Below are 25,028 nucleotides of genomic sequence, written 5' to 3'. Positions count from 1 at the left end.
CCTGTTCTCTTACGGATATATCGAGGTTGATGGCCTTACCAGGTATGGCATTTCCACCACCTCCTTACCCCGTTGATCGACTAGACGCGTCTGGCCATGACGGTAACCCTCCGGCCCCGCCTCCTCAACCCATTTGAGCCAGGTCATACCGGTAGAGGTTGTGCTGCTTCATAAGATCGATGAGCTTATCTGCGTAGGTGGAGCCGGTCGCGTAGCCGGCCAGATGGATCTCGCGGGCGAACCGGTCCGGTTCGGCGGTGTGGCGCATCGCCTCGGCATAGCGCGAAAGCGTGGCCAGCTGCTTGCCGTGGTCGACGTAGGAATCGGCGTCGTCGCGGTAGGCCCGGAACAGCGCGTTGGTAGGAAAGCAGTCCTGGCCCGAGCACTCGTGGGTGGCGTAGTCGCGACAGCCCAGCGCCACCGGGCCCGGGTCGCCGAAGCACTTCATGCCGAAGTAGTTGTGGTCGTCGCGGGTCAAAGTGCTTCGGCCCCAACCGGATTCGAGGATCGCCTGGGCGATCGTCACCGAGGCGGGGACCTTCGTGGCCCGCTGGCTCTCCTGGGCCGGCCCGACCGCCGAGGCGATGAACGCCGCGGTGTCGGCGGGCGCCACCACCACCGCTTCCTGGCCGCACCAGGGCAGCCACGGCTTGCGCGGCGCCCAGGCGACGTAGCGGTCGGACACGAAACGGCCGTCGCCAACCCGCGCCCACACGGAGTTTCCCTCCACGTCGCTGCCCCACGCCTGACAGGTCACCTCGACCGCCGCGCCCGAAGGCAGCTGGCTGAGCACACCGTGCCCGAAACCCGGACCCGAGCGCACATTCAGTGCCGAGGCATCAACCGTGGCGTTCGCCGCTCCGCTTTCGGCGCACCACGGCACCGACGGCCGCGACGGCGCCCACGCGATGAAGGCGTCCGCGACGTAACGCCCGTTGCCTATCCGGTCCCAATAGGGCGAGCTGCGCTGGGTACCCACGATGCCTTGACCCCACACCTGACATTCCACGGTGATGGCCGCATCGTCGGGGAGCGTGGTGAGGATCGGCTTGTCCGTGCCCGCTCCCGATCGGACGTTGAGAACTGTCTGCGAGTCGACGCTGCCAGATGCGGGGAAAGCCAGAGCTGGGGCCGCGCCATAGAGCAAGATGAGAATGAAGGCGAGCGAGGCGGATAAGACCGGCATAATCGAATATAACGGACGTCTGTGTCGCAAGACACCATTGAGCACCCCGACAACAGCTGTTTACCCATCTAGGGAAGGATGTAGCGCATGCCAACCCGCCCCGATCTGCGCAACGTCGCTATCGTCGCCCACGTCGACCACGGCAAGACCACCCTTGTCGACGCCATGCTGACGCAGGCCGGCGCGTTCCACGCGCGGGCAGCCGCGGCCGATCGGGTCATGGACTCCATGGATCTTGAGCGGGAAAAGGGCATCACTATCCTCGCCAAGAACACTGCGGTCAACTACCTCAGCACCAACGGCGACAAGACCGTGATCAACATCATCGACACCCCCGGCCACGCCGACTTCGGTGGCGAGGTCGAGCGCGGCCTCACCATGGTCGACGGCGTGATCCTGCTGGTCGACGCCTCGGAAGGCCCGCTGCCGCAGACCCGTTTCGTGCTGCGCAAGGCGCTTTCGGCCCGGCTGCCGATCATCCTGGTGATCAATAAGGTGGACCGGCCCGACGCCCGCATCAAAGAGGTCGTCGACGACACCTATGAGCTCTTCCTCGACCTCGACGCCGACGAGCAGCAGATCGACTTCCCGATCATCTACGCCTGCGCCCGCGACGGCATCGCGTCGCTGACCCAGCCCGTCGACGGCTCGGTCCCCACCGACTCGCCCAACCTGCGGCCGCTGTTCCAGACCCTGCTCGACACCATCCCCGCACCGTCCTATACGGAGGGTGCGCCGCTGCAGGCACACGTCACCAACCTTGACGCGTCACCGTTCCTGGGCCGCCTCGCGCTGTGCCGGGTGCGCGAGGGCGAGATTCGCAAGGGCCAGACCGTGACCTGGTGCCGCACAGATGGTTCGCAGCAGAAGGTGCGCATCTCCGAGCTGCTGATGACCGAAGCGCTTGAGCGCAAGCCCGCCGAGAAGGCCGGGCCCGGTGACATCATCGCGGTGGCGGGCATCCCCGAGATCATGATCGGCGAGACCCTGGCCGACGCGGAGACCCCGATTCCGTTGCCGCTCATCAGGGTTGACGAGCCGGCCATCTCGATGACCATCGGCACCAACACCTCCCCTCTGGTGGGCCGGGCCAAGGGCAGCAAGGTCACCGCTCGCATGGTGAAGGACCGGCTCGACAAGGAGCTGGTCGGCAACGTCTCCCTGCGCGTGCTGCCCACCGAGCGCCCCGACGCGTGGGAGGTGCAGGGCCGCGGCGAGCTGGCGCTGGCCATCCTCGTCGAGCAGATGCGCCGCGAACAATACGAGCTGACCGTCGGCAAGCCCCAGGTGGTCACCCGCGAGATCGACGGCAAGCTCTGCGAGCCGGTCGAGCGCCTCACCATCGACGCGCCCGAGGAATACCTGGGCGCCATCACCCAGCTGCTCGCCACCCGCAAGGGCCGCATGGAGCAGATGGTCAACCACGGCACCGGCTGGATCCGCCTGGAATGGCTCGTTCCCGCCCGTGGCCTGATCGGCTTCCGCACCGAGTTCATGACCGACACCCGCGGCACCGGCATCCTGCACCACGTCTTCGAAAGCTACGAGCCGTGGTTCGGCGAGCTGCGCACCCGCGCGTCTGGTTCCCTTGTGGCAGACCGCGCCGGGGTCGCCACCCCGTTCGCCATGATGAACATCCAGGAGCGCGGCTCCCTGTTCATCGAGCCCGGTTCCGAGGTCTACGAAGGCATGCTCGTCGGCGAGAACTCCCGCTGGGACGACATGGACGTCAACATCACCAAGGAGAAGAAGCTCACCAACATGCGAGCCTCCACCTCCGAGGAGACCGAGAAGCTGATCCCGCCGCGCAAGCTCTCCCTGGAACAGGCCCTCGAGTTCTGCCGCGAGGACGAGTGCGTCGAGGTCACCCCGGCGGCGGTGCGCATTCGCAAGGTGGTGCTCGACCAGACCCAGCGCGCCCGGGATACCGCCCGCCGCAAGCACGCCAGCCAGTAAAAGCTTCAAAACCCTTATATACGCCGGTCCGTCGTGGTCGCCCGCCGCATCCTCCCGGGCGGCGACGAAGGTCCGTGCTCCCCCACCCCGGCGCATGCGCCGGGCACGGCATAGCTGCGGTATAGAAAACAAATAGATTCGCCGCTGAGCATCAGCGGAATGAGGCACCCCTATTTGACTGTGGCCGTTGCCACCGTTCTCGCTCTGGTCGCCACCGCCGGGCCTGCGGCGGCCGCACCCCCGCCGTCCATGTCCTACGAAGAAGTACGCGCCGTCGTCAACAACCCGGACGGCACCACCACCGTGTCCATCTGGACCCCGGCGCAAGGCGTCGGCACAGCCGGCCTTTACCGCAAACTCAAAGCGGCCGGCGTCGCCGGTCTGATCGACCCGGCGAGCGCGAAGGTCTCCCCCGCCGAAGTCGATTGCAGCATCCAGGGCGCATACGCCCTCGCCCGGTTGTGCGGCATCAACAGATATCACTGGATCGGCAGCCACCCCGCGGTCTACTTCCTCGACCACACCGGTTCCCTTTGGCCTGTCTACGAATCAGTGGTCAAGTGGAACGAGTCCACCGCCATCGACTCCGGATACCGTTTCAGCTATTCATGCCCGAGCAGCGCTCATTGCGTCGACGTCTACGACGGCGACTTCGGCGCCACGGGCTGGGTGGGCGGCACCTACTACACCTTCAGCGGGCTATCCATCACCGCGGCCGTGGTCGACCTCAACGACCATCAAGGCACCGGCTACATTCCCACCAACGACGCCAAATGGCATCGCGAAACCACCTGCCACGAGCTGGGGCACGCGCTCGGTCTTGACCACAACCTGTTCGAGACCAGCTGCCTGCGGGCCGGGCACACCGCGAACCGTTCGCAGTACCCGGGCCCCGGCGACTGGCTGATGCTCGACAGCATCTACTGATCCGCCGCCCGTCCCCGATCACGCTTCGGTTCGCGCGTGATCGGGGACGGCGCACCTTGCCCACGGCAGCGGGCTGATCCGGTGTCCACGTGCGGGCTATGCGGCTGACCTGCGGGTGTGTAGGCTGCGCCGATGATCCTTCCCCTCTATGCCGTGCTCTGCGTGCTGAACCTGGTAGCGGGTGCGACCGACACCACGTGGCTCGTGTGGGTGACCAAGCCGTTGCTGTTGCCACTGCTCGCGTTCTGGGTGTGGCGCAAGGCTCCGGCCGAGAAGGGGATCATCGCGGCGCTGCTGTTCTGCGCGGCCGGCGACATCGCGCTGCTGCCCGACGGCGAGCTTTGGTTCATGCTGGGCATGGCGCTCTTCCTCGGCGCGCACCTCTGCTACATCACGACGTTCTGGCGCCACGGCGCCCGGCCGAAACCGTTGGCGGTACTGGGTTATGGCGCCGTCCTGGTGGGCGGGCTGGCCTGGCTGTGGAGCGGGCTTGGCGCGCTTGCCATCCCGATGAGTTTCTACGGGCTGGCGCTGGCGAGCACGGCCATCCTGTCCGCGAGCTTCGGATGGCGGGTCGGTCTGGGCGGCGCGCTCTTCATGCTCTCGGACCTCCTGCTCGCGGTCGAGATCGCGGATGCGGCGCAGCTGCCGGGGCCGGCTATCTGGGTCATGCTCACCTATGTGCTGGCGCAGGTGCTCCTCGCGACCGGCTGGGTGCGGTACCGTCAGCGCCGTGATTGAAGAGCTGGATTCGTTCCCCGGCACCGCTTCTGTCTGGTTCGGCCCGCTCGGCGGCCCGGCTCACTACACCCGCGCGGAAGATGTGCCCCATTACGCCGCAAGCACGATGAAGGTCGGCGTGATGGTGGCCGCCTATCGCGCGTTCGCCGATCTTGACCAGCAGGTGCTGGTGCACAACAACCATCGCTCGGCGGCCGCGGGCGCGGAGGCGTTCCCCAACGACAGCGAGGAGGACGGCGATCCCGAGGTGTGGCAACGGCTGGGCACGAACGTGCCGTTGCGCTGGCTCGCCCGCCGGATGATCGTGCGGTCGTCGAACCTGGCGACGAACCTGTTGCTGGGCCAGCTCGACTACGACCGGGTGAACCGGGTCTGGCGCGACGCCGGAGCCGTGCATTCCCACACCGATCGCGGCATAGAGGACTATGCGGCACGCGAGCTCGGCGTCACCAATGAGGTCACCGCGGCCGACCTGGCCGCGCTGATGAGCCGTCTGGCGATGGGAGACCTCGCCGATCCCGAGCGGACAGCCGAAATGCTCGGCATCCTGTGCGCACAGGAATACCTCGACGACTTCGCGCAGGGGTTGCCCCCGGGCACCCGCATGGCGAGCAAGAACGGCTGGGTCACCGGCGTGCGGCACAGCATCGCGGTCATCTATCCGCCCGACGCCGCCCCTTACGTCCTCTCCGTGTGCACCACCGGCGACCTGCCCGATCCACAGGCCTGCGCGATGCTCGGGCAGCTGGCACAGGCCAGTTGGCGGCTGCGCAAGGAGTTAATCTAGCGCGGTGCCCATCGCTGCCATCCGGACTCACCGGTTCTCCGCTCCCCTGCACACCCCCTTCGTGACCTCGCTGCGCCGGGCCACCTCGGTCGACTCCCTGCTGGTCGAGGTGATCGATAGCGACGGCCGGTCCGGCTTCGGGGAAGCGCCCCAGGTCTGGGCGGTCACCGGCGCCAACATGGCCGGCTCCCAGGCCGCCGTGGAGGAGATGATCGGCCCGCGGCTGATCGGCCGAGACCCGGACGACCTCAACGCCAACTGCGCGATAGTCGCGAAAGCCGTGGTGGGCAACGAAGCCGCCAAGGCGGCCGTGGACGTGGCCCTGCACGACCTGGCCGCCCGCCGCCTGGGCATCCCCCTCCCCCGCCTCCTCGGCGCCCCCGCCATCACCGCCGCCACCTCCAGCGCGGCGGCAAACAGCGCGGCTGATGGCGACGGCGCTGGCGCGGGGCCGGGGCGTGGCGTGGTGGTGGCGACGGATGTGACGTTGGCGGCCGGGGCGGCGGAGGCGCTGGGGGCGGCGGCGAAAGAGCGTGTGGCGGAAGGGTTTCGGGTCCTCAAGGTGAAGGTGGGCACCGACGCCGAGGGTGACCTGGCCCGGATCCGGGCGGTCTGCGACGCGGTGGGCGGCGCAGCCAAGGTGCGCCTGGACGCCAATCAGGGCTGGACTCCGCGCGAGGCTATCCGCATCATCAACGGCATTTCCGAGGAGGGTCTGCCGGTCGAGTTCGTTGAGCAGCCGGTGGCCGCCAAAGACCTCGACGGGCTCGCGCACGTGTCGCAGCGCGTCGACATTCCGATTATGGCGGACGAGTCCGTTTTCGGGCTTCGTGACCTGGTCGAGGTGATCCGCCGGCGCGCAGCCGACCTCGTCAACGTGAAGCTCGCCAAGTGCGGCGGGTTGGGCGTGGCAAGGACTCTTTTGGTCCTGGCCGAATCACACGGGCTGGGTACGTGTGTCGGGTCCATGATGGAAGGGCCGGTCGGGCTCGGTGCGGCGGCCAGCCTGGTCGCGGCCTACCCGACCAGTGTGGTGAGCGATCTCGACGCGGCCTGGTGGCTCAGCGAGTCGCCGCTCCAAGGTGGACTCAGATACATCAATGGCACGGTGGTGCTGCCCGACACTCCTGGATTGGGGATCGACCTATGATCACGGCGACCGTCAGCGCCCCCGTTGCCACGCTCTGGCGCCGGCCCGACGCACCGCGGCCCAGCATCGACGCGGCAGCCCTTGCGGCACAAAGCGATCCGCAGGCGTGGGCGTCCGGTTTGGACGATGTCGGGCGTTACTACGACGGTGTGCTCACGCAGCTGTTGCAGGGCGAGCCGGTGCTGATCGAGGAGATCAGCGACGGCTGGGCCCGGGTGGTGGCGACCGCGCAGCCCGCCGCCAAGCTCGATCCGCGCGGCTATCCGGGCTGGCTGCCGGTGGAGCAGCTCCGGTTCGACGATGTGCTGGAGGTGGCGCGCGGCTGGATCGGGACCCGATATGTCTGGGGCGGCTTGACCTCGCACGGCATCGACTGCTCAGGACTGGTGCATCTGGCGTTTCGCAGGGTGGGTCGCACCATGCCGCGCGACGCCGACGACCAGGCCCGAGCCACCACGCCCGTGGCGGCCGGAGAAGAACGCGTGGGCGACCTCTACTTCTTCTCGGCGAAGCCGCAGAAGGTCACCCACGTCGGTTTCGTCACCGGCCCCGATCAGATCCTGCACGCCTGTGGCGACAAGGGATTCGTGGTCGAGGAGCCGATGCCGCAGGAGCGGCGGGAAACCCTAGTCGGCATCCACCGCGTCGACTGACGCCTTGGCCTTCTTCGCATCGCGCGAAGACTTGATCAGGCTGGCGATGGTCGCTATGCCCAGAATGCCGATGATCACGGCGAGCGAGACCTGGATGCTGATGTGTGGCACGCCCGGAATCGGCTCGCCGCCGTTGATGAACGGCACGTTGTTCTCGGCGAGAGCGGTGAGGATGAGCTTCACCCCGATGAAGCCGAGCACCGCCGCCAGACCGAGGTTGAGGTAGACCAGCCGATCGAGCAGCCCGCCCAGCAGGAAGTAGAGCTGCCGCAGACCCATCAGCGCGAACACGTTGGCGGTGAAGACCAGGTACGGCTCGGTGGTGAGCCCGAAGATGGCCGGGATCGAGTCGAGCGCGAAGATCAGGTCGGTGGTGCCTATGGCGATCATCACGATCAGCATCGGCGTGAAGATCCATTTGCCGGCCGAGGTGTGGGTGGTCAGCCTCGCCCCGTCGTAGTCCTTGCTGATCGGCAGCACCCGGCGTGACCAGCGGATGAGCAGGTTCTCCTTGAAGTCCGAGTCGTCGGCTTCGCCCTGCCGCGTGAACGTCCACGCCGTGTAGATCAGGAACAGGCCGAACAGGTAGAAAACCCAGACGAAGCGGGTCACCAGGGCGGCGCCCGCGGCGATGAAGATGCCGCGCATCACCAGCGCCAGCACGATGCCGATCAGCAGCACCTTCTGCTGATAGATCCGCGGCACCTTGAACCGGCTCATGATGATCACGAACACGAAAAGGTTGTCGATGGACAGGCTGTACTCGGTCAGCCAGCCCGCGAAGAACTCCTGCCCGTACTGGTGGCCGTAGCTCATCCAGATCCAGGTGCCGAAGGCTGCCGCGAGCAGCACATAAAAGACGACCCAGCTGGTCGCTTCGCGGAACGAGGGTTCGTGGGGTCTGCGACCGATGATCAGCAGATCGATGAGCAGGACGGCGATCAGACCGCCGAGAGTGACTCCCCACACCAGCGTGGACACGTGCACGGTAACCTCCGGTAGGCAGCATCAAATGGCCCCGGAGGTCTCTCCCGCCGCTGCCTGCGCTCTCGCGCAGCCTCCCCGACGACCGACGGTGCCGGGAACACCCCAGCTAGCTGGAGTGAAACCGTGCTGACGACACCGCCGCGAGGGAATACTCCCCTCCCGTTACACCAGTATTGTTCACCATCCTCCCCAGTGGCGGCGTGCCGGGTCGTGAAATGATCCCCGGCATGGTTCTGGAGGTAGCTCTCATAGATGTGTTACCCGGGCAGGAGGAGGCCTTCGCCGTGGCCTATGGCAAAGGTCACGAGGCGTTGGCCACCACCCCGGGCTGCCGAAGCGTGCGGATGACCAGAGGCGTCGAGTCTCCGTCAAGCTTCGTCCTTCTTGTGGAATGGGACTCGATTGATGCCCACATCGAGAACTTCCGCAACACCGAGCGCTTCAACGTGTGGCGCGGGCTGATCGGTCCATATTTCGCCGCGCCCCCGGTGGTAGAGCACTTCATCGATGTCCTTGCTTAAGACCTCCGATGGGTACTGATCTCGGCCCACCACGATCAATCGGCTGGCGACCTGGCGATCGTGGTGGCACACGGCTTCACCGGCTCATGGCGGCGCCCGGCGGTAAGGCGGGCCGCGTCGATCCTCACCGACTTCGGCGGAGTGGTCAGTTTCGACTTCCGCGGGCATGGCTCCTCAGCGGGGCGTTCGACAGTCGGTGATCGCGAAATCCTGGATCTTGAAGCGGCCGTGGCCTGGGCGCGCAAGCTGGGCTACGCGAGGGTGGTCACAGTCGGCTTCTCCATGGGCGCCTCGGTGGCCGTCCGGCACGCGGCCTTGCGGCGCGGCGTGGCCGCGGTGGTTTCGGTCAGCGGGCCGGGCCGCTGGTACTACCGCGGCACGACCCCGATGCGGCGGGTGCACTGGGTGGTCGAGAAGCGGTTGGGGAGGCTCGTCGGGCGGGTCGCGCTCGGTACCCGGATAGCAAAAGGCGGCTGGGATCCCTTGCCGGAGCCGCCGCACGCGGTCGCACCACTGATCTCGCCCGCGCCGCTCTTGGTCGTGCACGGCGACGCCGACGCCTACTTCCCGCTGGAGCACGCCCATCAGCTCTACGACGCGGCCAAGGAGCCCAAGGAGCTGTGGGTCGAGAAGGGCTTCGGCCACGCCGAAAATGCGGCCCCGCCCGAGCTGTTGCGGCGCATCGGCGCTTGGATCACCTCGCACTCCAACGGGCTCTAAGAACCGGGCTGGAAAGCCAGAGATAGGCGAGCTACTATATCGACCACTGACGATCAGTCCAGGGAGGTCGACATGCGTGACATGTTAGCTCGGGTGATGATTGTGTTGTTGGCGGCGTGCGCCGCGTCGTATGTGCCAGCCGCGGCCCAAGCGGACTCCGGCGTGCCCAGCAGGCCCTTGGCCACACCCTACGGTCCGCTTGAGGCTTACCTGCAGGAGTCATCGACGCCCTACGGGCTCTACGGCCGCGCCGCGATGCGAAGCCTCATCAACGGCAACCTCAGCTACGTCAGTGGTTGGCTTCCCGAGGGCAGCAACGCCTACATCCAGACAGCTACGGCAACCGACGGCGTGGTCGGATACTTCGGCGGCAGCAGGATCCTGGCAACCGATTACGGGCCGGCATCTTACGGCGTCCAGCACAACGCCCCGAGCAACGGCACCTACGGGCGCTTCGGTTGGTTCAACGGGCTCACCCAACTGTTCTATCCGGACGGTAGCGGCTGGTTCCCGCTCTACTTCGGCGGCTAGGAGCATCATGCATAGGGTCATGTGGCCGTCGAGCCGGACAGGACGCTCCTAGGCTTGAGCGAGGGCCCAGTCGATGGCGGCGGGAATGTCGGTGATGGGGAAAAGTGCTGACCGCACAGTCCGATCCGCGCCGACGATGAGGATGAAGCGGCGCAGACGAGGCATCTCCGCGGCACGGAAGGTGGGCAGCCGCAGAGCCGCGGTCAGCAGCAGCTCGATGTCGGACAGGAGCGGAAACTCGACCCCCTCGGCGTAGGCGAAAGCCCGCTGCTCATCTGGCCGCTGGGTGCTCACCCCTCTAAGGGCCAAGTTCCTTTCCTTGATTTCTGGGTACCGGTCGCGAAAGAGCCGATTTTCCAAGGTGCACCCGGCCGCGCCCGGAATCCGCGACCATCCTTCCGGCGCCGCGGTCGTGACCGTCATCGGATATCCAAAGAGGATGGTCGAGCGGCCCGGATCAACAACGTCCAGCAACCCTCCGGTCGTCGCGGGCAGCTCGATTTCGGGAACGGTTTGCCCGACCAGGTCGTGCAGGCGCGCCTCGGCATCGGGGGTGGCCAGCCCGGTGGCCTCGCCGTCGCCGAGCACCCAGCGGTCACCCCAATCCTGCAGCCCCACCAGCACGGGAACCAGGGCCGACCCGGCCGGGCTCAGCCTGTACTCATAGCGGACCGGTGCCTGCTGATAGGCGCGACGGTGCAGCAGGCCGTGCTCTTCGAGCCGGCGCAACCGCTCGGTCAGCACCTTGCGCGAGATGTTCAGCTCGCCGGCCAGCTGGTCGAAGCGCAGATGTCCCCGGGCCAGCTCTCTGATGATCAGCAGATCCCAGGAGTCTCTGAGCACGGCGAGAGCCTGCGCGACCGCGCAGTGCGCTTCGGGAATCCAGCTTGCGTGTGGCATGGCCCTCCCATAAGTTCCCTTTAGAAACTTACCACCGTCGGGGGGCAGCTACATGATTTGGAAGAGTCTTCGCGAGCTGCCGGTGTGGATGCGTTTCTTCACGCTGGGCCGGTTGATCAAATCAACCGGCTCACTGGCTTGGCTGTACATGGCCGTCTACCTGGTCCAGGAAAGAGGGCTCGAGCCGGCGATGGCCGGATTCATCGTGGGCGCCAACGGCGTGGGCATCATCGCCGGCAGCCTCAGCGGCGGCTGGGTGGGCGACCGGTTCGGCATCAGGCGCACCATCATCGTGTCCAACATCGGCTCCGCGATCGGGGCCGTCCTGGTGCCGCTGGTCCCGGTGGGCGCGCTCGGTTTCGTCACCGCGACAAGCGGATTCGTTGGCGCGATGGGCTTTCCACTCGGCATGGCACTCGTGGCCGGGTCGATCCCGCCCGCGCAGCGGCGCACCGGCGTGGCCCTGTCCCGCGCCGCGATGAACGCGGGAGTCGTGCTCGGCCCGCCGCTGGGCGCCCTGGCCGCGAGCTATGACTTCCGGATCGTGTTCCTTATGGAATCCGTGGCCGGTCTGGCGATGGCCTTCGTCATCTGGCGTTTCGTCCCCCGCCCGGCGGCCCCGTCCACCCTGAACCCGGGCGGCAGCAGCCTTTGGCGCGCGGTCGCGGCGGACCGGACCATCTGGATGCTGCTGCTGGCTGTGCTTCTGGTCGACGCCGCCTATCGCCAAATCTTCACAGCCCTCCCGCTCATGCTCACCGACACCGGTACCCGTCTGATTGGTTATAGCGCTCTGATCTCCCTGAGCAGCGTCCTGATCGTCATCGCCGAGACGCCGTTGGCGGTGAAGCTCGCCAACCGCCCGGCGCTCAAAATCATCCCGATCGGGTACCTCTTCATCGGCTTGGGCTTTGTCGCCCTGGTGTTCTCGCCCACCTACGCAGGCGCGGCGCTGTGTATAGGGCTCATCACCCTCGGCGAGATGCTCTACAAGCCGACCTCGGCCGCCTATGCCGCCGACCGCGCCCCCGACGGCATGCAGGGGCGCTACCAGAGCCTCTACTCGTCGGCGTCGATCGGAGGCATGGTCATAGCCCCACCCCTGGGCGGGTACGTCTACCAGCACGCCCCCGGGCTGCTGTGGCCCATCTGCGCCAGCCTCGCCCTGCTCGGCGCTGCCGCGTTTTTCCTCCTTACCCAGCCGCGGGTGGTCATCGCGGCCGACACCGAGACGCTCGCCTAACGAGGGTTACCAATTATCTCGATTGGGTAAAGCTGGTCCGGAATGGAGGACCCGCAATGACTACCCAGCCGAGTGTCGTCGCCGTGTTGTCCGACGAGCATCTGCAGCTGGCCAAGCTCACCACCGAGCTGGCCGAAAGCTCAGGACCGCTCGATGATCTGGCCGAGACCGTGGCCTCGATCGTGAGCCGCCACCTTTTCGCCGAACAGCGCTACCTCTACCCGACCGTTCGCAAACTGCTGCCCGACGGCGAACAGCTTGCTGAGCAGGAACTCAGCCGACACCACCAAATCCTCAGCCAGATAAGCGAACTGCGCGCCACACCGTCGCACACCGTGCGTTTCCGCGAGCTTGCCAACCAGCTCAGGTCGCATGTGACCCACCATGCCAAGTGCGCCGCGACCGAGATCTACCCGCGGCTGATGGAAATGACCACTCAGGAGGATCTCGTCAAGCTCGGCGGGCACCTGGCCGGAGCCATGGATCGCTTGCAGGGCAAGGGCTACCGCCCTAAGGGCGGCTGATGAGCTTCGACTTGGGCTGTTTCGGCCGCGACGGTCACGGGTACCTGGAGCCTATGATCCCCAGCCTGCCCCCGCTGCCGCCGCTCCCCGGCGAGAACGACGAATTGAACTATCGCCCCGGCGGCCGCAGCATCATCGCCGTCCTCGCTGACGAGCACCAGCAGCTGACCGAGCTGGCCGCCGAGCTGGCCCGCTCGTCCGAGCCGACGCAGGAGCTGGCGGACGTGGTCACCGCCGCGGTGTCACGGCACCTGTCTTCCGAGGAGCAGTACCTCTATCCGACGGTCAAGGCCTTACTGCCAGACGGCCAGCAGCTCAGCGAACGCGAAATCGAGCGGGACACCCAGATCCTCAAACAGCTTGCCCTGCTTGAAACCCTGCCCCGGGACAGCACCGCCTTCACCGAGCTGGCCTCGGCCATCGACACCGACCTGCACCACCATCGCGAAGCCTGCGCGGCCGATATCTTCCCCCTGCTGCGGGACCTGGCCAGCGAGGCAGAGCTTATCCGCTTGGGCAACCGGATAGAGGTGGCCCAGGAGGCAGCCCCGACCCGACCCCATCCCGACTCGCCGATGTCGCCCCCGTGGAACAAAATCACCGACCCGGCCCTCGGCATCGTCGACAAAATCCGTGACGTGGTTTCCGGGCGCACGACCTATCCGGAAGACCTTCCCGGCAAGTAACTGTCGACCCTCAAGACCAAGCTGCTCGGCGTTGTCTCCCCCGACGCCGGGCAGCTTCGCCTCACCGCACCCTGGCTTGGCCGCTGCCTCACCCCGCCCGGCCTCGCGCTCGCCGCGCTTGACCTCTGCCTCACCGCGCTTGACCTCTGCCTCGCCGCGCTTGACCTCTGCCTCACCGCACTTGGCCTTGGCCCACCGCACTTGGCCTTGGGCTCGCTGGCTGGGCTTAGGACGCTTCGCTCATCTGGCGTAGCTCGCGCTTGAGCTCCTTGATTTCGTCACGGATGCGAGCCGCCAGCTCGAACTGCAGCTCGGCGGCCGCGGCTAGCATCTGATCGTTCAGCTCGCCGACCAGCCCGACGAGTTCCTTGCGGGCCATGCCTTCGCTGCTGGCTTCGATGCGGCCCCGGTCGCGCGAACGGGTGCCCGGCGTGGGTGCCTTGCCCCGGCTCATCTGCCGGCCGGACCCACCGATGATCGACCCGCCCGGGCCGTGCCCGGCCAGCGCGCCCTCGGTGTCCTCGGCCTCGCGGTAGATGTCGTCGAGGATGTCGTGAATCTTTTTGCGAAGCGGTTGCGGGTCAACGCCGTTGGCCAGGTTGTGGGCCACCTGTTTTTCCCGCCGCCGGTTGGTCTCGTCGATCGCCTCGGCCATCGACGGCGTCATCTTGTCGGCATACATGTGGACCTCGCCGGAGACGTTACGGGCGGCGCGGCCGATGGTCTGGATCAGCGAGCGCCCCGAACGCAGGAAGCCCTCCTTGTCGGCGTCCAAAATGGAGACCAGCGAGACCTCCGGCAGGTCGAGACCTTCCCGGAGCAGGTTGATGCCGACGAGCACGTCGTAGTCGCCGATGCGCAGCTCCTTGAGCAACTCGACCCGCCGCAGCGTGTCCACCTCCGAATGCAGGTAGCGGACCCGGATGCCGTGCTCCAACAGATAGTCGGTCAGGTCCTCGGCCATCTTCTTGGTCAGGGTGGTCACCAGAACCCGCTCGTTCTTGTCGGTGCGCAGCCGGATCTCGTGCATGAGGTCGTCGATCTGGCCCTTGGTGGGCTTGAGCACGACCTGCGGGTCGACCAGGCCGGTCGGGCGGATCACCTGCTCGACGAACTCGCCCTGAGCCTGCCCCATCTCCCACGGCCCCGGCGTCGCCGACAGGAACACCATCTGCCCCACGCGCTCGAGGAACTCGTCGAAACGCAGCGGCCGGTTGTCTTGCGCGCTCGGCAGGCGGAAGCCGTGGTCGACCAGAATGCGTTTGCGCGAAGCGTCGCCCTCGTACATGCCGCCGATCTGCGGGATCGTCACGTGCGACTCGTCGATGACGGTGATGAAGTCGTCGGGGAAGTAGTCGATCAGACAATGCGGTGGGCTGCCCGCCTCGCGCCCATCGATGTGACGCGAATAGTTCTCGATGCCCGAGCAGAACCCGACCTGCCGCATCATCTCCACGTCGTAGCTGGTGCGCATGCGAAGCCGTTGCGCCTCAAGCAGTTTGTTCTGCTGCTCCAGCTCGGCGAGGCGCGCCTCGAGCTCGGCCTCGATGTCGCGCAGCGCGCGCTGCATGCGCTCGGGGCCAGCGGTGTAGTGGGTGGCCGGGAAGATCAGCAGCTGGTCGACCTCGCGCACCACGTCACCGGTCAGCGGGTGCAGGTAGGACAGCTTGTCGATCTCATCGCCGAAGAACTCGATGCGGATCGCCAGCTCCTCATAGGCCGGGATGATCTCCAGCGTGTCGCCCCGAACCCGGAACGTGCCCCGGCTGAACGCCAGATCGTTGCGCGCGTATTGGATGTCGACCAGGCGGCGCAACAGCTTGTCGCGCTCGATCTCCTCGCCGACCTTCACCCGCGCCGTGCGCGAAAGATATTCCTCGGGCGTGCCCAGACCGTAGATCGCGCTCACGGTGGCCACCACGACCACGTCGCGCCGCGTCAACAGGGACATCGTCGCCGAGTGGCGCAGCCGCTCCACCTCCTCGTTGATCGAAGAGTCCTTCTCGATGTAGGTGTCGGTCTGCGGGATGTATGCCTCGGGCTGGTAATAGTCGTAGTAGCTGACGAAATATTCCACCGCGTTGTTGGGCAACAACTCGCGGAACTCCTTGGCCAGCTGGGCGCAAAGGGTCTTGTTGGGCGCCATCACCAGAGCCGGGCGCTGCAGCTGCTCGATCAGCCAGGCCGTGGTGGCCGACTTACCCGTGCCGGTCGCCCCAAGCAGCACCGTATGCCGGTCTCCCCGGCGCACCCGCCGCGTAAGATCTTCGATGGCCGCGGGCTGATCGCCGGCCGGGACGAAATCACTGACCACCTTGAAGCGGCCGTCGAGACGGGGAATGTCCAACACCATAGAAAGAACCTAACTCGCAGGTGTGACAACTGCCCGATTGCGCCTCTTTCAGCAGCTCAGATCACGCTAAGTAAGTGACCAACTCCGATGTAGTGATTGTGTGAATATGGTCACCACGCTACCGTCGTGGAGTAGGCCGCTCGCGGCGGCCGCCCCGCGATGGTAAACCGGTCGCGGCCGGACCTCCACACCGGCCGGCCCGCGACTGGCGCACCGGTAGCTGCCCCGATCCGCCCCACCGCAGGATCGGTGAGCGCACCGAGTGCGAACCCATACCATCGCGCTGGAGCCTGTCGCGGGCGGTCTTAAACACCCAAACGCCCTGACACCTGGCGATCGCCCCAAACCTCAGAAGCCAGGCCTTCGCGCAAATTCCCGAAGCCGCGCCCTCCCACACACCCCTCAAACCGCGCCCTCCCGCACATTCCTAAAGCCACGCCACCGCACACTCCCTGAAACCGCGCCACCCACACTCCCTGACACCGCGCCACCGCACATCCCCTGAAGCTGCGCCACCCACACTCGCTGACACCGCGCCACCGCACATTCCCTGAAGCTGCGCCACCCACACTGCCTGACACCGCGCCACCGCACATTCCCTGAAAGCCGCGCCGCCGCACACTCGCTCAAGCCGCGCCACCCACTCTGCCTGACACCGCGCCACCGCACATTCCCTGAAGCCGCGCCGCCGCACACTCGCTGAAGCCGCGCCACCCACACTCCCTGACGCCGCGCCACCGCACATTCCTGCAGTCGCGCCGCTGTCGCCCGCGCGAAACGAGGTGCGCCGGAAGCGCAGGCCGCCATAGGCGCTACCCCATGATCAATGTGCGCCAATGGGTGCAGAGCAAAGGCGCGCCGCAAACACACCGCCCCGCCGCGTTTCAAGGTCGTCGCGTTTTTCACGGAAATCGTTGCTACGCCTGGAGTTGATCGCACTATCTCCCGGAATTCGCGACGATCAACCCCCGCCCGCGACGCTCGCGAACGTTGGATTGTGAGGAACGGTGTTCGAAAAGGTTTTCAATCGGTAAATTTAAATATTCCTTACCGATTGGAGCTGATCGTGCCTAAGCCTCTTGCCGCGCTGGTTGCCGCGCTCACGGTAGCCGCCGCATCGCTGGTCGCCTCCGCGGCGCTGCCGAGCCCGGCCACCGCCGCCACACCGGTGGTGCCGATCGCCGCGCCGCCGATGGGGTGGAACAGCTGGAACCGCTTCGGGTGCAACATCGATGAGAACCTGATCAAGCAGACGGCCGACGCGATCGTGGCCAACAATCTCGACGATCTGGGCTATTTCTATGTGAACATCGACGACTGCTGGATGGCCTCCACGCGCGACGCGCAGGGCCGGCTGCAGCCACACGCCACGCGCTTTCCCTCGGGCATCAGGGCGCTGGCCGACTACGTACACGCTCGCGGCCTGAAGCTCGGCATCTACGAGTCGGCCGGAACGGCCACCTGTCAGGGGCTGCCGGGCAGCCTCGACCACGAGGTGATCGATGCGCAGACGTTCGCCGGCTGGCAGGTCGATTACCTCAAGTACGACAACTGCAACAACTTGGGCCGCAACGACTTCGCGCGGTACAAGGCGATGGGCGACGCGCTCAAAGCGGCGGGACGGCCGATCGTTTACAGCATCTGCAACTGGGGGCTCGCCGAGCCGTGGATCTTCGGCCCGCTTGCGGGCGGGAGCCTGTGGCGCACCACCGGGGACATCTCCGATTCGTGGGGCAGCATGACCTCTTTGCTGGATCAGCAGAACGGGCTGGAAACGTTCGCGCGCGGCAACGGCTTCAACGATCCGGACATGCTTGAGGTCGGCAACGGTGGCATGACCGCCACCGAGTACACCGCCCATTTCAGCCTGTGGGCGCTGCTGAATTCGCCGCTGCTGCTGGGCAACGATCTGCGCTCGATGACGGCCACGACGCTGAACATCATCCGCAACGCGGAGGTGGTCGCGGTCAACCAGAACTTCAGCGGCACCCAGGGGCGCAAGGTGCGCGACTTCGGTGACACCGAGGTGTGGGCCAAGCCGATGTCCGACGGGAGCGTGGCCACGGTGCTGTTCAACCGGAGCGCGGCGGCCGCCACCGTGAACACCAGCGCCGGCGAGCTGGGTCTGGCCGGGTCGAGTTCCTACTCGCTCCGTAATCTGTGGACCTTCACCAACTCCACCAGCACCGGGGCGATCTCGGCCAGCGTGCCCGCACACGGCGCGGTGATGCTGCGGGTGACCCGGGCCGGAAGCCTGGCTGCCGCCCCGGCCGCGGGCACCTATCAGGTCAGCGATATGGCTTGGGCCGCTTCGAGCAACGGCTGGGGACCGGCCGAGCGCAACCTGTCCAACGGCGAGCAGGCCGCCGGTGACGGCCGGGCGCTGGCCATCAACGGCACCACCTTCGCCAAGGGGATCGGCGTCCACTCGGAAAGCTCGGTGCACCTGTATCTGGGCCGGGCCTGTCCCCTCTTCACCGCCCAGGTCGGGGTCGACGACGAGACGACCAATGCGGCCGCCTCGGTACGTTTCGCGGTCTACGGCGACGGCAAGCTGCTGGCCTACAGCGGGGTGAAGCGGGCCGCGGACGGCCCGACCAAACTCGCCGTGGCCACCGGCGGATACTCCACATTGGAGCTACGGGTGAGCGATTCGCGTGACGGGATCACCCATGATCACGGGGACTGGGGCGCGGCAACGCTGGTGTGCACGGCGGCCGGCACCGGTACCCACACAGGATGGGTCAATGCCAGCAACGGCTGGGGACCGGCGGAGCGGGATCAATCCAATGGCGAACAGGCCTCCGGCGACGGGGTGGTCGCGACGATCGGCGGCGTCAGCTATGTGCGGGCGATCGGCACCCACGCCACCTCGGACGTGACGATCAGCCTGGGCGGCGCCTGCGAGCGCTTCACCGCGATCGGCGGAGTCGACGCCGAGGTCAGCTCGGCGCAGGCAAGCGTGGTCCTCTCGGTGATCGCCGATGGCGTCACGCTTTACACGAGCCCGGTTCTGGGCGCGGCCAGCACCCCGGTGACGATCGACCTCAATGTCACCGGACGCACCACGCTGCACCTGGTCACCGGCGATTCCGGCAACGGTGTCGACTACGACCACGCCGACTGGGCCGACGCCCGCCTGTTGTGCTGAGCGGTCACGCTCGCCCGGCCGGAGGACCACGGCCGGGCGAGCGAACGTCACCTACCGTGGGGGCAGGCGTTGGAACTGCGTGCGGATAGTCAGACTGGTTCTCGCGGCTGCCCTGGTGACTTCCATCGCGGCGTGCACGGCCACCAAATCCGACGGCACAAGGCCGTTGACCAAGGCCGAGCTCAATCGCCTCGCTTCGATGCGGATGCACAACTACAGCGACGGCAGGACCGGCATCACCGGCACCATCGGCGCACCCGGCAAGCAGACCTCGGTCAGCGGCTGGGTCGACTGGCAGCGCGCGGTGATCTACCTGTCCGCCTACGCGGCCGGGTCCAGCGTTCTGGTGCAAGCCAAGCCCGGCGTGGTGGCGCTGCGTCCGGGTGACCCGAAAGCGCCGATCAGCGGACCGCCGCCACTGCAGCCGCCGGCCGATGGGTGGCGGGTGAAGCCGATCGCGCTTTCCGGCGACCAGAAGGCGCCTTTGGACAATCTGCTGGCCTTCCTGTTCCTGGTGGCCCGGGATCAGCCGGACCGGACAGATCTGTTGAGCCCCTTGAAGAATCAGTGGATCAGGAAGGACAGCGCGCAGGGCACCGACGTCGATGTGTTGCTGGGACCGGCGCTGATGCCCGAGTCGGAGCTGGCCGGCACCCCCAGCCCCAGCCCGAGCCCGGATCCGAGCCCCGATCCGAGCGCCAGCCCGGCCAAGCCGCTGGATCCCGCCGACCTCGACGCCCATGGCGGGGCGGTCGGCTACTGGCTGGACGCCAACGGCCGCATGCGCCGGGTGGAAGCCGTTCTCGCCGAAGGCATGCCCACGACGATCGACTTTGTGCGCGAGGACAAGCCGGACTTCACCGTCATCGATGCGCTCGGCGGCCGGGACATCTCGCCCCGCGAGGTGAGCGACCCGGAGGCGACGCTGCTTTCCGCGCTGCGCCAGCGCAACTACCGGGCCAACACGGCATCTGTCGCGGTCACCCTTCCGGTGGCGAAGGGCGCCTTGCGTAAGGCCCGCGGCTGGCTCGATTGGCAACGGGGCCTGATCTATCTTTCCGTACAGGACGTGGACGATCCCACCTACGACGTCCTGCTCCATGCCAGCCGAACCGCGGTCGCCATCCGCAAGCACGGCTCGAGAGCGCCGGACACCCCCACTCTGCCAGCCCCCAAGGGCGGCTGGGAGAAGGTGGCGTGGAGCGAGCTGAGCGGCACGCCCGAGCTGACCGAGCTCGACATGCTTGTCTACGAAGCACTTTCCATGGGCGCCAACCAGCTCGACGACGCGAAACGGATCAAAGCCGGGGCGCGGCGGCTGCGCGTCGACGTCCTCAACGGCGTTCCGGTCGGGGTTTTCGAGCTGCCGGGCGTGGTCGAGCAGCAGCTCACCGCACCGGGGCAGGCACGCCTGCGGTACTGGGTGGACAACTCAGGAGTGTTGCGGCGACTGGAAATCCGCATCGCGACGGGCGGCTTCGCCCAGCTCGACCTGGAGCTCGGGGTCAAGCTGCCCAGCCTGCCGTCGTCGGTCAGCTGACCTTCAGCTGTTCCCAGATCGCGTCGACCTGTGCATAGAGCTCTTCCAGCGTGCCCTCGTTGACGATTTCGAAGTCGGCGACGGCATGGCGCTCTTCATCGGTGGCCTGGGCCGCGATCCTCGACCGCGCCTCGGCTTCGCTCATCCCGCGCGCGGTCACCAGGCGGGCGACCCGCAACTCCACGCTGGCGAAGACCACGATCACCGCCTGGTACTGGTCTTTGAGCCCCGCCTCGACGAGCAGCGGCACATCGTTGACCACCAAGGTTCCCGGTGGCACTGCCGCCGCCCGTGCCACGAGCTCTTCGCGCACCCGCGGATGGATGATGCCTTCCAGCCGGCGGCGGGCGGCTTGGTCGCCGAAGACGCGCCGCCCCAGCTCCGCGCGATCGAGCTCACCGTTGGCCCCGACGATGGAAGGGCCGAAGGCGGCCACGACCTCATCGAAGCCGGGGGTGCCCGCGGCGACCACCTCTCGGGCCATCAGGTCGGAGTCGAGAATGACCGCGCCGAGCTCGGCAAGGCGTTTGGCGACCGAGCTTTTGCCCGAGCCGATGCCTCCGGTCAGCCCGACCCAGCTATAGGGCTCAGCCATGTTCCTCGTCCAGCAGTCCGTAGGCCTGCGGCAGCTCGGAAAGCACCGCACGACGCTCATCTGAGGGCTCAGCCTTGGCGAGCCCCTCGAAGATCTCGGTGAGGCGCAGCCGTTCCTCGTCGGAGAGGGCATCGAACCTATTGACCACTTCGAATTGAATTGCGTCGGCGAAGTCTGGATCGATCTCGTCGTCGGAACCCATTTCGATCGCCACTAGCACCTCAGCGAGAGCGGCAACTACTCGGTCTAGCATGAAATCACCACCGGGCGGGATCTGATCACTCGAACGGCCTTCAACTTAGCAGGGGCAGGAGTCGGCGCGCCTAGCACGAAAGGCCTAAAACAGCCCATATGGTTCGCGGCGTGGAACAGCTCAACCTCGTCATCTCCCACCGGCGTCGCGGCCCCCGCCATGGGGCAGGCACCCCGGGCACGGTTCCTTACCGCTCACGGACCATCGACAACACGCGCCCGCGCCGTTCAAAAGCGCGCCACCTCAAACGAACCGCGCGGCGTATAGCTGGGTCGCAGATCGCTCTCGCCTTGGCCGCTGCGACAGCCTTTGTCCTGCTTGTCCTAAGTGGATATCAGGCCGCCGAGGGAGCGGCCATCGTGCTGGGCATGTTCTGAGCAACGCAAAAGGGCCGCGGCATCGCGCCGCGGCCCTTTTGTCTGTGCTGCTAGTTACCGCCGCCGGCGAGCTTCTCACGCAGAGCCGCGAGAGCCTCATCGGTGGCGAGGGTGCCGCTGGGCTCCTCCGCCGCCTTGGCCGGGGCCGGGGTCGAGGTGGACACGTTGCCGGTGGCCGGAGCCTCCGCCGCGGCGACAGCGTCGGCCGCGCGCGAGGTCTGCACCTGCTTGGTGTGCGCCTCCCAGCGCTCGCGGGCAGCCGCGTACTGCGACTCCCACAGCTCGCGCTGCTTGTCGTAACCCTCGAGCCACTCGCCGGTCTCCGGGTCGAAGCCCTCGGGGTAGATGTAGTTGCCCTCGTTGTCGTAAGTCGCAGCCATGCCGTAGAGGGTCGGGTCGAAGTGCTCTTCACCCTCGACGAAGCCCTCGTTGGCCTGCTTGAGCGACAGCGAGATGCGACGGCGCTCCAGGTCGATGTCGATGACCTTGACCATCACGTCCGAGCCGACCTGCACGACCTGCTCCGGGATCTCCACGTGGCGCTCGGCCAGCTCGGAGATGTGCACCAGGCCCTCGATGCCGTCCTCCACGCGAACGAACGCGCCGAACGGAACCAGCTTGGTGACCTTGCCCGGCACGATCTGGGTGATCGCGTGGGTGCGGGCGAACTGACGCCACGGGTCTTCCTGGGTCGCCTTCAGCGACAGCGAGACGCGCTCGCGGTCGAGATCGACGTCGAGCACCTCGACCTCGACCTCGGTGCCGACCTCGACAACCTCGGACGGGTGATCGATGTGCTTCCAGGACAGCTCCGAGACGTGCACCAGACCGTCGACACCGCCGAGGTCCACGAACGCACCGAAGTTGACGATGGAGGACACGACGCCCTTGCGAACCTGGCCCTTCTGCAGCTTGTGCAGGAACTCGGTGCGCACCTCGGACTGCGTCTGCTCAAGGTAGGCCCGGCGGGACAGAACCACGTTGTTGCGGTTCTTGTCCAGCTCGATGATCTTCGCCTCAAGCTCGCGGCCCACGTAGGGCTGAAGATCGCGCACGCGGCGCATCTCCACCAGGGAGGCCGGCAGGAAGCCCCGCAAACCGATGTCGAGGATGAGACCACCCTTGACGACCTCGATGACCGAACCGCGGACGACGCCGTCGTCTTCCTTGATCTTCTCGATGGTGCCCCAAGCGCGCTCGTACTGCGCGCGCTTCTTGGAGAGGATCAGGCGCCCTTCTTTGTCCTCCTTCTGGAGAACCAGGGCCTCGATGTGATCACCGACTGTGACAACCTCAGCTGGGTCCACGTCATGCTTGATCGACAACTCACGAGAAGGGATAACCCCCTCGGTCTTGTAGCCGATGTCGAGCAGGACCTCGTCCCGATCGACCTTGACGACGGTGCCTTCGACAATGTCGCCGTCATTGAAGTACTTGATGGTTTCGTCGATGGCGGCGAGGAATGCTTCCTCTGAGCCGAGATCGTCGACGGTAACCTTGGTGGCGCTCGAGGTGGCCTCGATGCTGCTCGTCATGTGGACTGTTGCTCCGGTTGAATGGTGTCGCATTGACTCCTGGGCGCGCGTCCGTTTGCCTACTGACGGATCTGCTCCCTGCCGAGAACCGCTAAACATACGAACGCCTCGAACAGCTTACCGTGCCTATTACCACATGGCGCAACCCCACCCCTGTGGTGACGCACCTCTCCAACCGCCCATATCCTCGGCGGGTGGAGATCACTGGGGAGCCTGGCGCAACCCGCAGAGAGGTCGGTTCGCACGAGAATCTGCGCGCCTCCCGCTCCTGGTGGGACCTTGACGCCGACAACTACCAGGCAGAACACGGTGACTTTCTGGGTGAGGTCGACTTCGTCTGGTGCCCCGAGCGCCTGCGCGAGGCCGATGCCAACCTGCTCGGCGATGTTCGCGGTAAGCGCATTCTGGAACTGGGCTGCGGGGCTGCCGCCGCAGGCAGATGGCTCATGACACAGGGCGCTAAAGTGATCTCCTTGGATCTGTCTGGTGGCATGTTGCGCCACGCCAAAGATCAAAATCTCTCTTCCGGGGTACCGCTTACGCTCGTCCAAGCCGATGCCGCGAACCTTCCGTTCGGCACCGAACAGTTCGACATCGTCTGCACCGCTTTCGGCGCCGTTCCCTTCATCGAGGACTCGGCGCGCGTCATGCGCGAGGTGCACCGCGTGCTCAAGCCGGGCGGGCGCTGGGTCTTCTCGGTCACCCATCCGATGCGCTGGATCTTCCTCGATGATCCGACCGAGCACGGCCTGGTGGCCGTGCACTCGTACTTCGATCGGCGTCCCTACGTCGAGTACGACGAGACCGGAGCGGCCACCTACGTCGAGCACCACCGCACCCTCGGCGACCGGCTGCGCGAACTGATCGCCGCCGGGTTCACCCTCGTCGATCTGGTCGAACCCGAGTGGCCGCCTGGACACGACCAAACCTGGGGCCAGTGGTCCCCCCTTCGCGGCCGCCTCTTCCCGGGTACCGCCATCTTCTGCAGCGTGAAGAGCTAAGGCACCGAACCCGCGGGCACGATCCACCTCGTGGGCTGACCTGTGAGCTCGGCGATCACGTCGTAGTCGCGGTCATAGTGGACCACCACCGCGCCATGGACTTCAGCCGTGGCGGCGATCAGCAGATCCGGCACACCCGGCCCCCGATGCTTGCCGTTGCGCACCAGCTCGCGCTGCACCTGGCGGGCCCGATCGGTGATCACCCGGGTGAGGGGCAGCTCCTGGAACAGCGCGCGACGGTCGGCGTCCACCGAGTCGAACTCGGCGAGATTTCTTGCGGAGTAACCGATTTCGAGCTCCACAATCGGGCTTGTCGCGAGGACGCCGGTGTCGTCGAGATCGGCCAGCGCGGCCTGTACGGAAAGGTGCTGTGCCACCCGTGCCAGCGCGCTCTTGTCCAGCAGGTACAGGGTGCTCACTTCCAGGCGCCCGACATCACCTTCTCGTCACCCAGGTCAGGCCCACCCGCGCTGTTGATCAGCCTGCGTCGCCGCTCTTCCTTGCGCTCCGCCTCCGCGATCGCGGCCCTCAGCGCAGCGTGCACGGTATCTTTCTTGGTGTGTGTGCCTAGCACTTTCGCGGCGGCATCGGTCAGTTCCGGATCCAGATCAATGACTGTCTTCATGCGGCCCCCCTTGGATCGTATACACATCATATATACGACCAAACGCCAGCGCGACCGGTGATCCCTGTCTAGCCTGAGGTGACCTA

25 protein-coding genes are annotated in these 25,028 nt (G+C 66.5%); 16 read left to right on the top strand and 9 right to left on the bottom strand.

All coding sequences use genetic code 11. The annotated features are described in order from the left end of the window. Positions 1-124: 124 nt before the first annotated feature. Entirely contained in the window at positions 125-1,186 is a 1,062-nt protein-coding gene (gene gsmA / locus Rhe02_RS15525; RefSeq protein WP_203908924.1) for a sporangiospore maturation cell wall hydrolase GsmA, read from the bottom strand. 87 nt (positions 1,187-1,273) lie between these two features. Here gsmA and typA point away from each other — a divergent pair, with 87 nt between their 5' ends. From typA to Rhe02_RS15495, 6 genes are all read left to right on the top strand, one after another. Further along, entirely contained in the window at positions 1,274-3,142 is a 1,869-nt protein-coding gene (gene typA, locus Rhe02_RS15520) for a translational GTPase TypA (protein WP_203908923.1), read from the top strand. A 159-nt stretch (positions 3,143-3,301) separates the two neighbouring features. Then, complete coding sequence (locus Rhe02_RS15515) at positions 3,302-4,069, top strand: hypothetical protein (RefSeq protein ID WP_203908922.1); 768 nt, start codon at positions 3,302-3,304, stop codon at positions 4,067-4,069. Positions 4,070-4,201: 132 nt separating this feature from the next. Beyond that, complete coding sequence (locus Rhe02_RS15510; protein ID WP_203908921.1) at positions 4,202-4,810, top strand: lysoplasmalogenase; 609 nt, start codon at positions 4,202-4,204, stop codon at positions 4,808-4,810. Next, positions 4,803-5,597: a serine hydrolase gene (locus Rhe02_RS15505; protein WP_239123842.1), complete on the top strand. Its 795-nt coding sequence runs from the start codon at positions 4,803-4,805 to the stop codon at positions 5,595-5,597. Before Rhe02_RS15510 ends, Rhe02_RS15505 begins: the two co-directional genes overlap by 8 nt. Positions 5,598-5,601: 4 nt before the next feature. Then, positions 5,602-6,747, top strand: a complete 1,146-nt coding sequence (locus Rhe02_RS15500; protein WP_203908919.1) for a mandelate racemase/muconate lactonizing enzyme family protein — start codon at positions 5,602-5,604, stop codon at positions 6,745-6,747. After that, a complete protein-coding gene (locus Rhe02_RS15495) occupies positions 6,744-7,400 on the top strand; it encodes a C40 family peptidase (RefSeq protein ID WP_203908918.1) in 657 nt (218 codons plus the stop codon). The genes Rhe02_RS15500 and Rhe02_RS15495 overlap by 4 nt, the downstream gene beginning before the upstream one ends. Here the strand turns inward: Rhe02_RS15495 and Rhe02_RS15490 are convergent. After that, positions 7,374-8,387 carry a TerC family protein gene (locus Rhe02_RS15490; RefSeq protein WP_203908917.1) on the bottom strand — a complete coding sequence of 338 codons (1,014 nt, stop codon included), beginning with the start codon at positions 8,385-8,387 and terminating at the stop codon, positions 7,374-7,376. The genes Rhe02_RS15495 and Rhe02_RS15490 overlap by 27 nt on opposite strands. Positions 8,388-8,614: 227 nt before the next feature. Between Rhe02_RS15490 and Rhe02_RS15485 the strand changes: the two genes are divergently transcribed. The 3 genes from Rhe02_RS15485 to Rhe02_RS15475 all read left to right on the top strand — a co-directional run bounded on the left by Rhe02_RS15485 (position 8,615) and on the right by Rhe02_RS15475 (position 10,159). Further along, positions 8,615-8,908 (top strand): antibiotic biosynthesis monooxygenase family protein, encoded by a 294-nt coding sequence (locus Rhe02_RS15485; protein WP_203908916.1) that lies wholly within the window; start codon positions 8,615-8,617, stop codon positions 8,906-8,908. A 60-nt stretch (positions 8,909-8,968) separates the two neighbouring features. Next, positions 8,969-9,628: an alpha/beta hydrolase gene (locus tag Rhe02_RS15480; protein ID WP_239123841.1), complete on the top strand. Its 660-nt coding sequence runs from the start codon at positions 8,969-8,971 to the stop codon at positions 9,626-9,628. Between the two features lie 72 nt (positions 9,629-9,700). Next, positions 9,701-10,159, top strand: coding sequence for a hypothetical protein (locus Rhe02_RS15475; protein ID WP_203908915.1), 459 nt, complete (start codon positions 9,701-9,703; stop codon positions 10,157-10,159). A 48-nt stretch (positions 10,160-10,207) separates the two neighbouring features. Here the strand turns inward: Rhe02_RS15475 and Rhe02_RS15470 are convergent, their stop codons facing one another. Next, positions 10,208-11,059 carry a winged helix-turn-helix transcriptional regulator gene (locus tag Rhe02_RS15470; RefSeq protein WP_239123840.1) on the bottom strand — a complete coding sequence of 284 codons (852 nt, stop codon included), beginning with the start codon at positions 11,057-11,059 and terminating at the stop codon, positions 10,208-10,210. Positions 11,060-11,111: 52 nt separating this feature from the next. Between Rhe02_RS15470 and Rhe02_RS15465 the strand changes: the two genes are divergently transcribed. Genes Rhe02_RS15465 through Rhe02_RS15455 form a run of 3 tightly spaced genes read left to right on the top strand, consistent with a single transcriptional unit; the run spans position 11,112 to position 13,512 of the window. Beyond that, on the top strand, positions 11,112-12,302 hold the full coding sequence (locus Rhe02_RS15465) for an MFS transporter (RefSeq protein WP_203908914.1): 1,191 nt from the start codon (positions 11,112-11,114) through the stop codon (positions 12,300-12,302). Between the two features lie 56 nt (positions 12,303-12,358). Further along, on the top strand, positions 12,359-12,826 hold the full coding sequence (locus Rhe02_RS15460; RefSeq protein WP_203908913.1) for a hemerythrin domain-containing protein: 468 nt from the start codon (positions 12,359-12,361) through the stop codon (positions 12,824-12,826). Continuing rightward, on the top strand, positions 12,826-13,512 hold the full coding sequence (locus tag Rhe02_RS15455; protein WP_239123839.1) for a hemerythrin domain-containing protein: 687 nt from the start codon (positions 12,826-12,828) through the stop codon (positions 13,510-13,512). The genes Rhe02_RS15460 and Rhe02_RS15455 overlap by 1 nt, the downstream gene beginning before the upstream one ends. Before the next feature lie 226 nt (positions 13,513-13,738). Here Rhe02_RS15455 and uvrB read toward each other — a convergent pair whose 3' ends face one another. Further along, positions 13,739-15,865, bottom strand: a complete 2,127-nt coding sequence (gene uvrB / locus Rhe02_RS15450; protein WP_203908912.1) for an excinuclease ABC subunit UvrB — start codon at positions 15,863-15,865, stop codon at positions 13,739-13,741. Between the two features lie 1,066 nt (positions 15,866-16,931). Between uvrB and Rhe02_RS15445 the strand changes: the two genes are divergently transcribed. Both Rhe02_RS15445 and Rhe02_RS15440 read left to right on the top strand, forming a co-directional pair. After that, entirely contained in the window at positions 16,932-19,016 is a 2,085-nt protein-coding gene (locus Rhe02_RS15445; RefSeq protein WP_203908911.1) for an NPCBM/NEW2 domain-containing protein, read from the top strand. Between the two features lie 79 nt (positions 19,017-19,095). Continuing rightward, on the top strand, positions 19,096-20,556 hold the full coding sequence (locus tag Rhe02_RS15440) for a hypothetical protein (RefSeq protein ID WP_203908910.1): 1,461 nt from the start codon (positions 19,096-19,098) through the stop codon (positions 20,554-20,556). Here the strand turns inward: Rhe02_RS15440 and coaE are convergent. Together coaE and Rhe02_RS15430 are read right to left on the bottom strand one after the other, a co-directional pair. Then, positions 20,549-21,151: a dephospho-CoA kinase gene (gene coaE / locus Rhe02_RS15435; RefSeq protein WP_203908909.1), complete on the bottom strand. Its 603-nt coding sequence runs from the start codon at positions 21,149-21,151 to the stop codon at positions 20,549-20,551. The two genes, Rhe02_RS15440 and coaE, sit on opposite strands and share 8 nt — an antisense overlap. Beyond that, positions 21,144-21,404: a hypothetical protein gene (locus Rhe02_RS15430; RefSeq protein WP_203908908.1), complete on the bottom strand. Its 261-nt coding sequence runs from the start codon at positions 21,402-21,404 to the stop codon at positions 21,144-21,146. Before Rhe02_RS15430 ends, coaE begins: the two co-directional genes overlap by 8 nt. A 110-nt stretch (positions 21,405-21,514) precedes the next feature. On the opposite strand from Rhe02_RS15430, the gene Rhe02_RS15425 reads away from it, so the two are divergent. Next, positions 21,515-21,781: a hypothetical protein gene (locus Rhe02_RS15425; protein WP_203908907.1), complete on the top strand. Its 267-nt coding sequence runs from the start codon at positions 21,515-21,517 to the stop codon at positions 21,779-21,781. Between the two features lie 50 nt (positions 21,782-21,831). Here the strand turns inward: Rhe02_RS15425 and rpsA are convergent, their stop codons facing one another. After that, on the bottom strand, positions 21,832-23,316 hold the full coding sequence (rpsA, locus tag Rhe02_RS15420; protein ID WP_203908906.1) for a 30S ribosomal protein S1: 1,485 nt from the start codon (positions 23,314-23,316) through the stop codon (positions 21,832-21,834). A gap of 122 nt (positions 23,317-23,438) precedes the next feature. Here rpsA and Rhe02_RS15415 point away from each other — a divergent pair, with 122 nt between their 5' ends. Then, the gene (locus tag Rhe02_RS15415) at positions 23,439-24,317 is read left to right on the top strand and encodes a class I SAM-dependent methyltransferase (RefSeq protein ID WP_203908905.1); all 879 of its coding nucleotides are present in this window, start codon (positions 23,439-23,441) and stop codon (positions 24,315-24,317) included. Here Rhe02_RS15415 and Rhe02_RS15410 read toward each other — a convergent pair. Together Rhe02_RS15410 and Rhe02_RS15405 are read right to left on the bottom strand one after the other, a co-directional pair. After that, on the bottom strand, positions 24,314-24,736 hold the full coding sequence (locus Rhe02_RS15410; RefSeq protein ID WP_203908904.1) for a PIN domain nuclease: 423 nt from the start codon (positions 24,734-24,736) through the stop codon (positions 24,314-24,316). The two genes, Rhe02_RS15415 and Rhe02_RS15410, sit on opposite strands and share 4 nt — an antisense overlap. Then, a complete protein-coding gene (locus Rhe02_RS15405) occupies positions 24,733-24,942 on the bottom strand; it encodes a type II toxin-antitoxin system VapB family antitoxin (RefSeq protein ID WP_203908903.1) in 210 nt (69 codons plus the stop codon). The genes Rhe02_RS15410 and Rhe02_RS15405 overlap by 4 nt, the downstream gene beginning before the upstream one ends. Between the last annotated feature and the right edge of the window lie 86 nt (positions 24,943-25,028).

Source organism: Rhizocola hellebori (genome assembly GCF_016862955.1).
Taxonomy (GTDB): domain Bacteria; phylum Actinomycetota; class Actinomycetes; order Mycobacteriales; family Micromonosporaceae; genus Rhizocola; species Rhizocola hellebori.
Note: the sequence above shows the minus strand (reverse complement) of the source record. Positions and strands in the feature narration are given on the sequence as shown.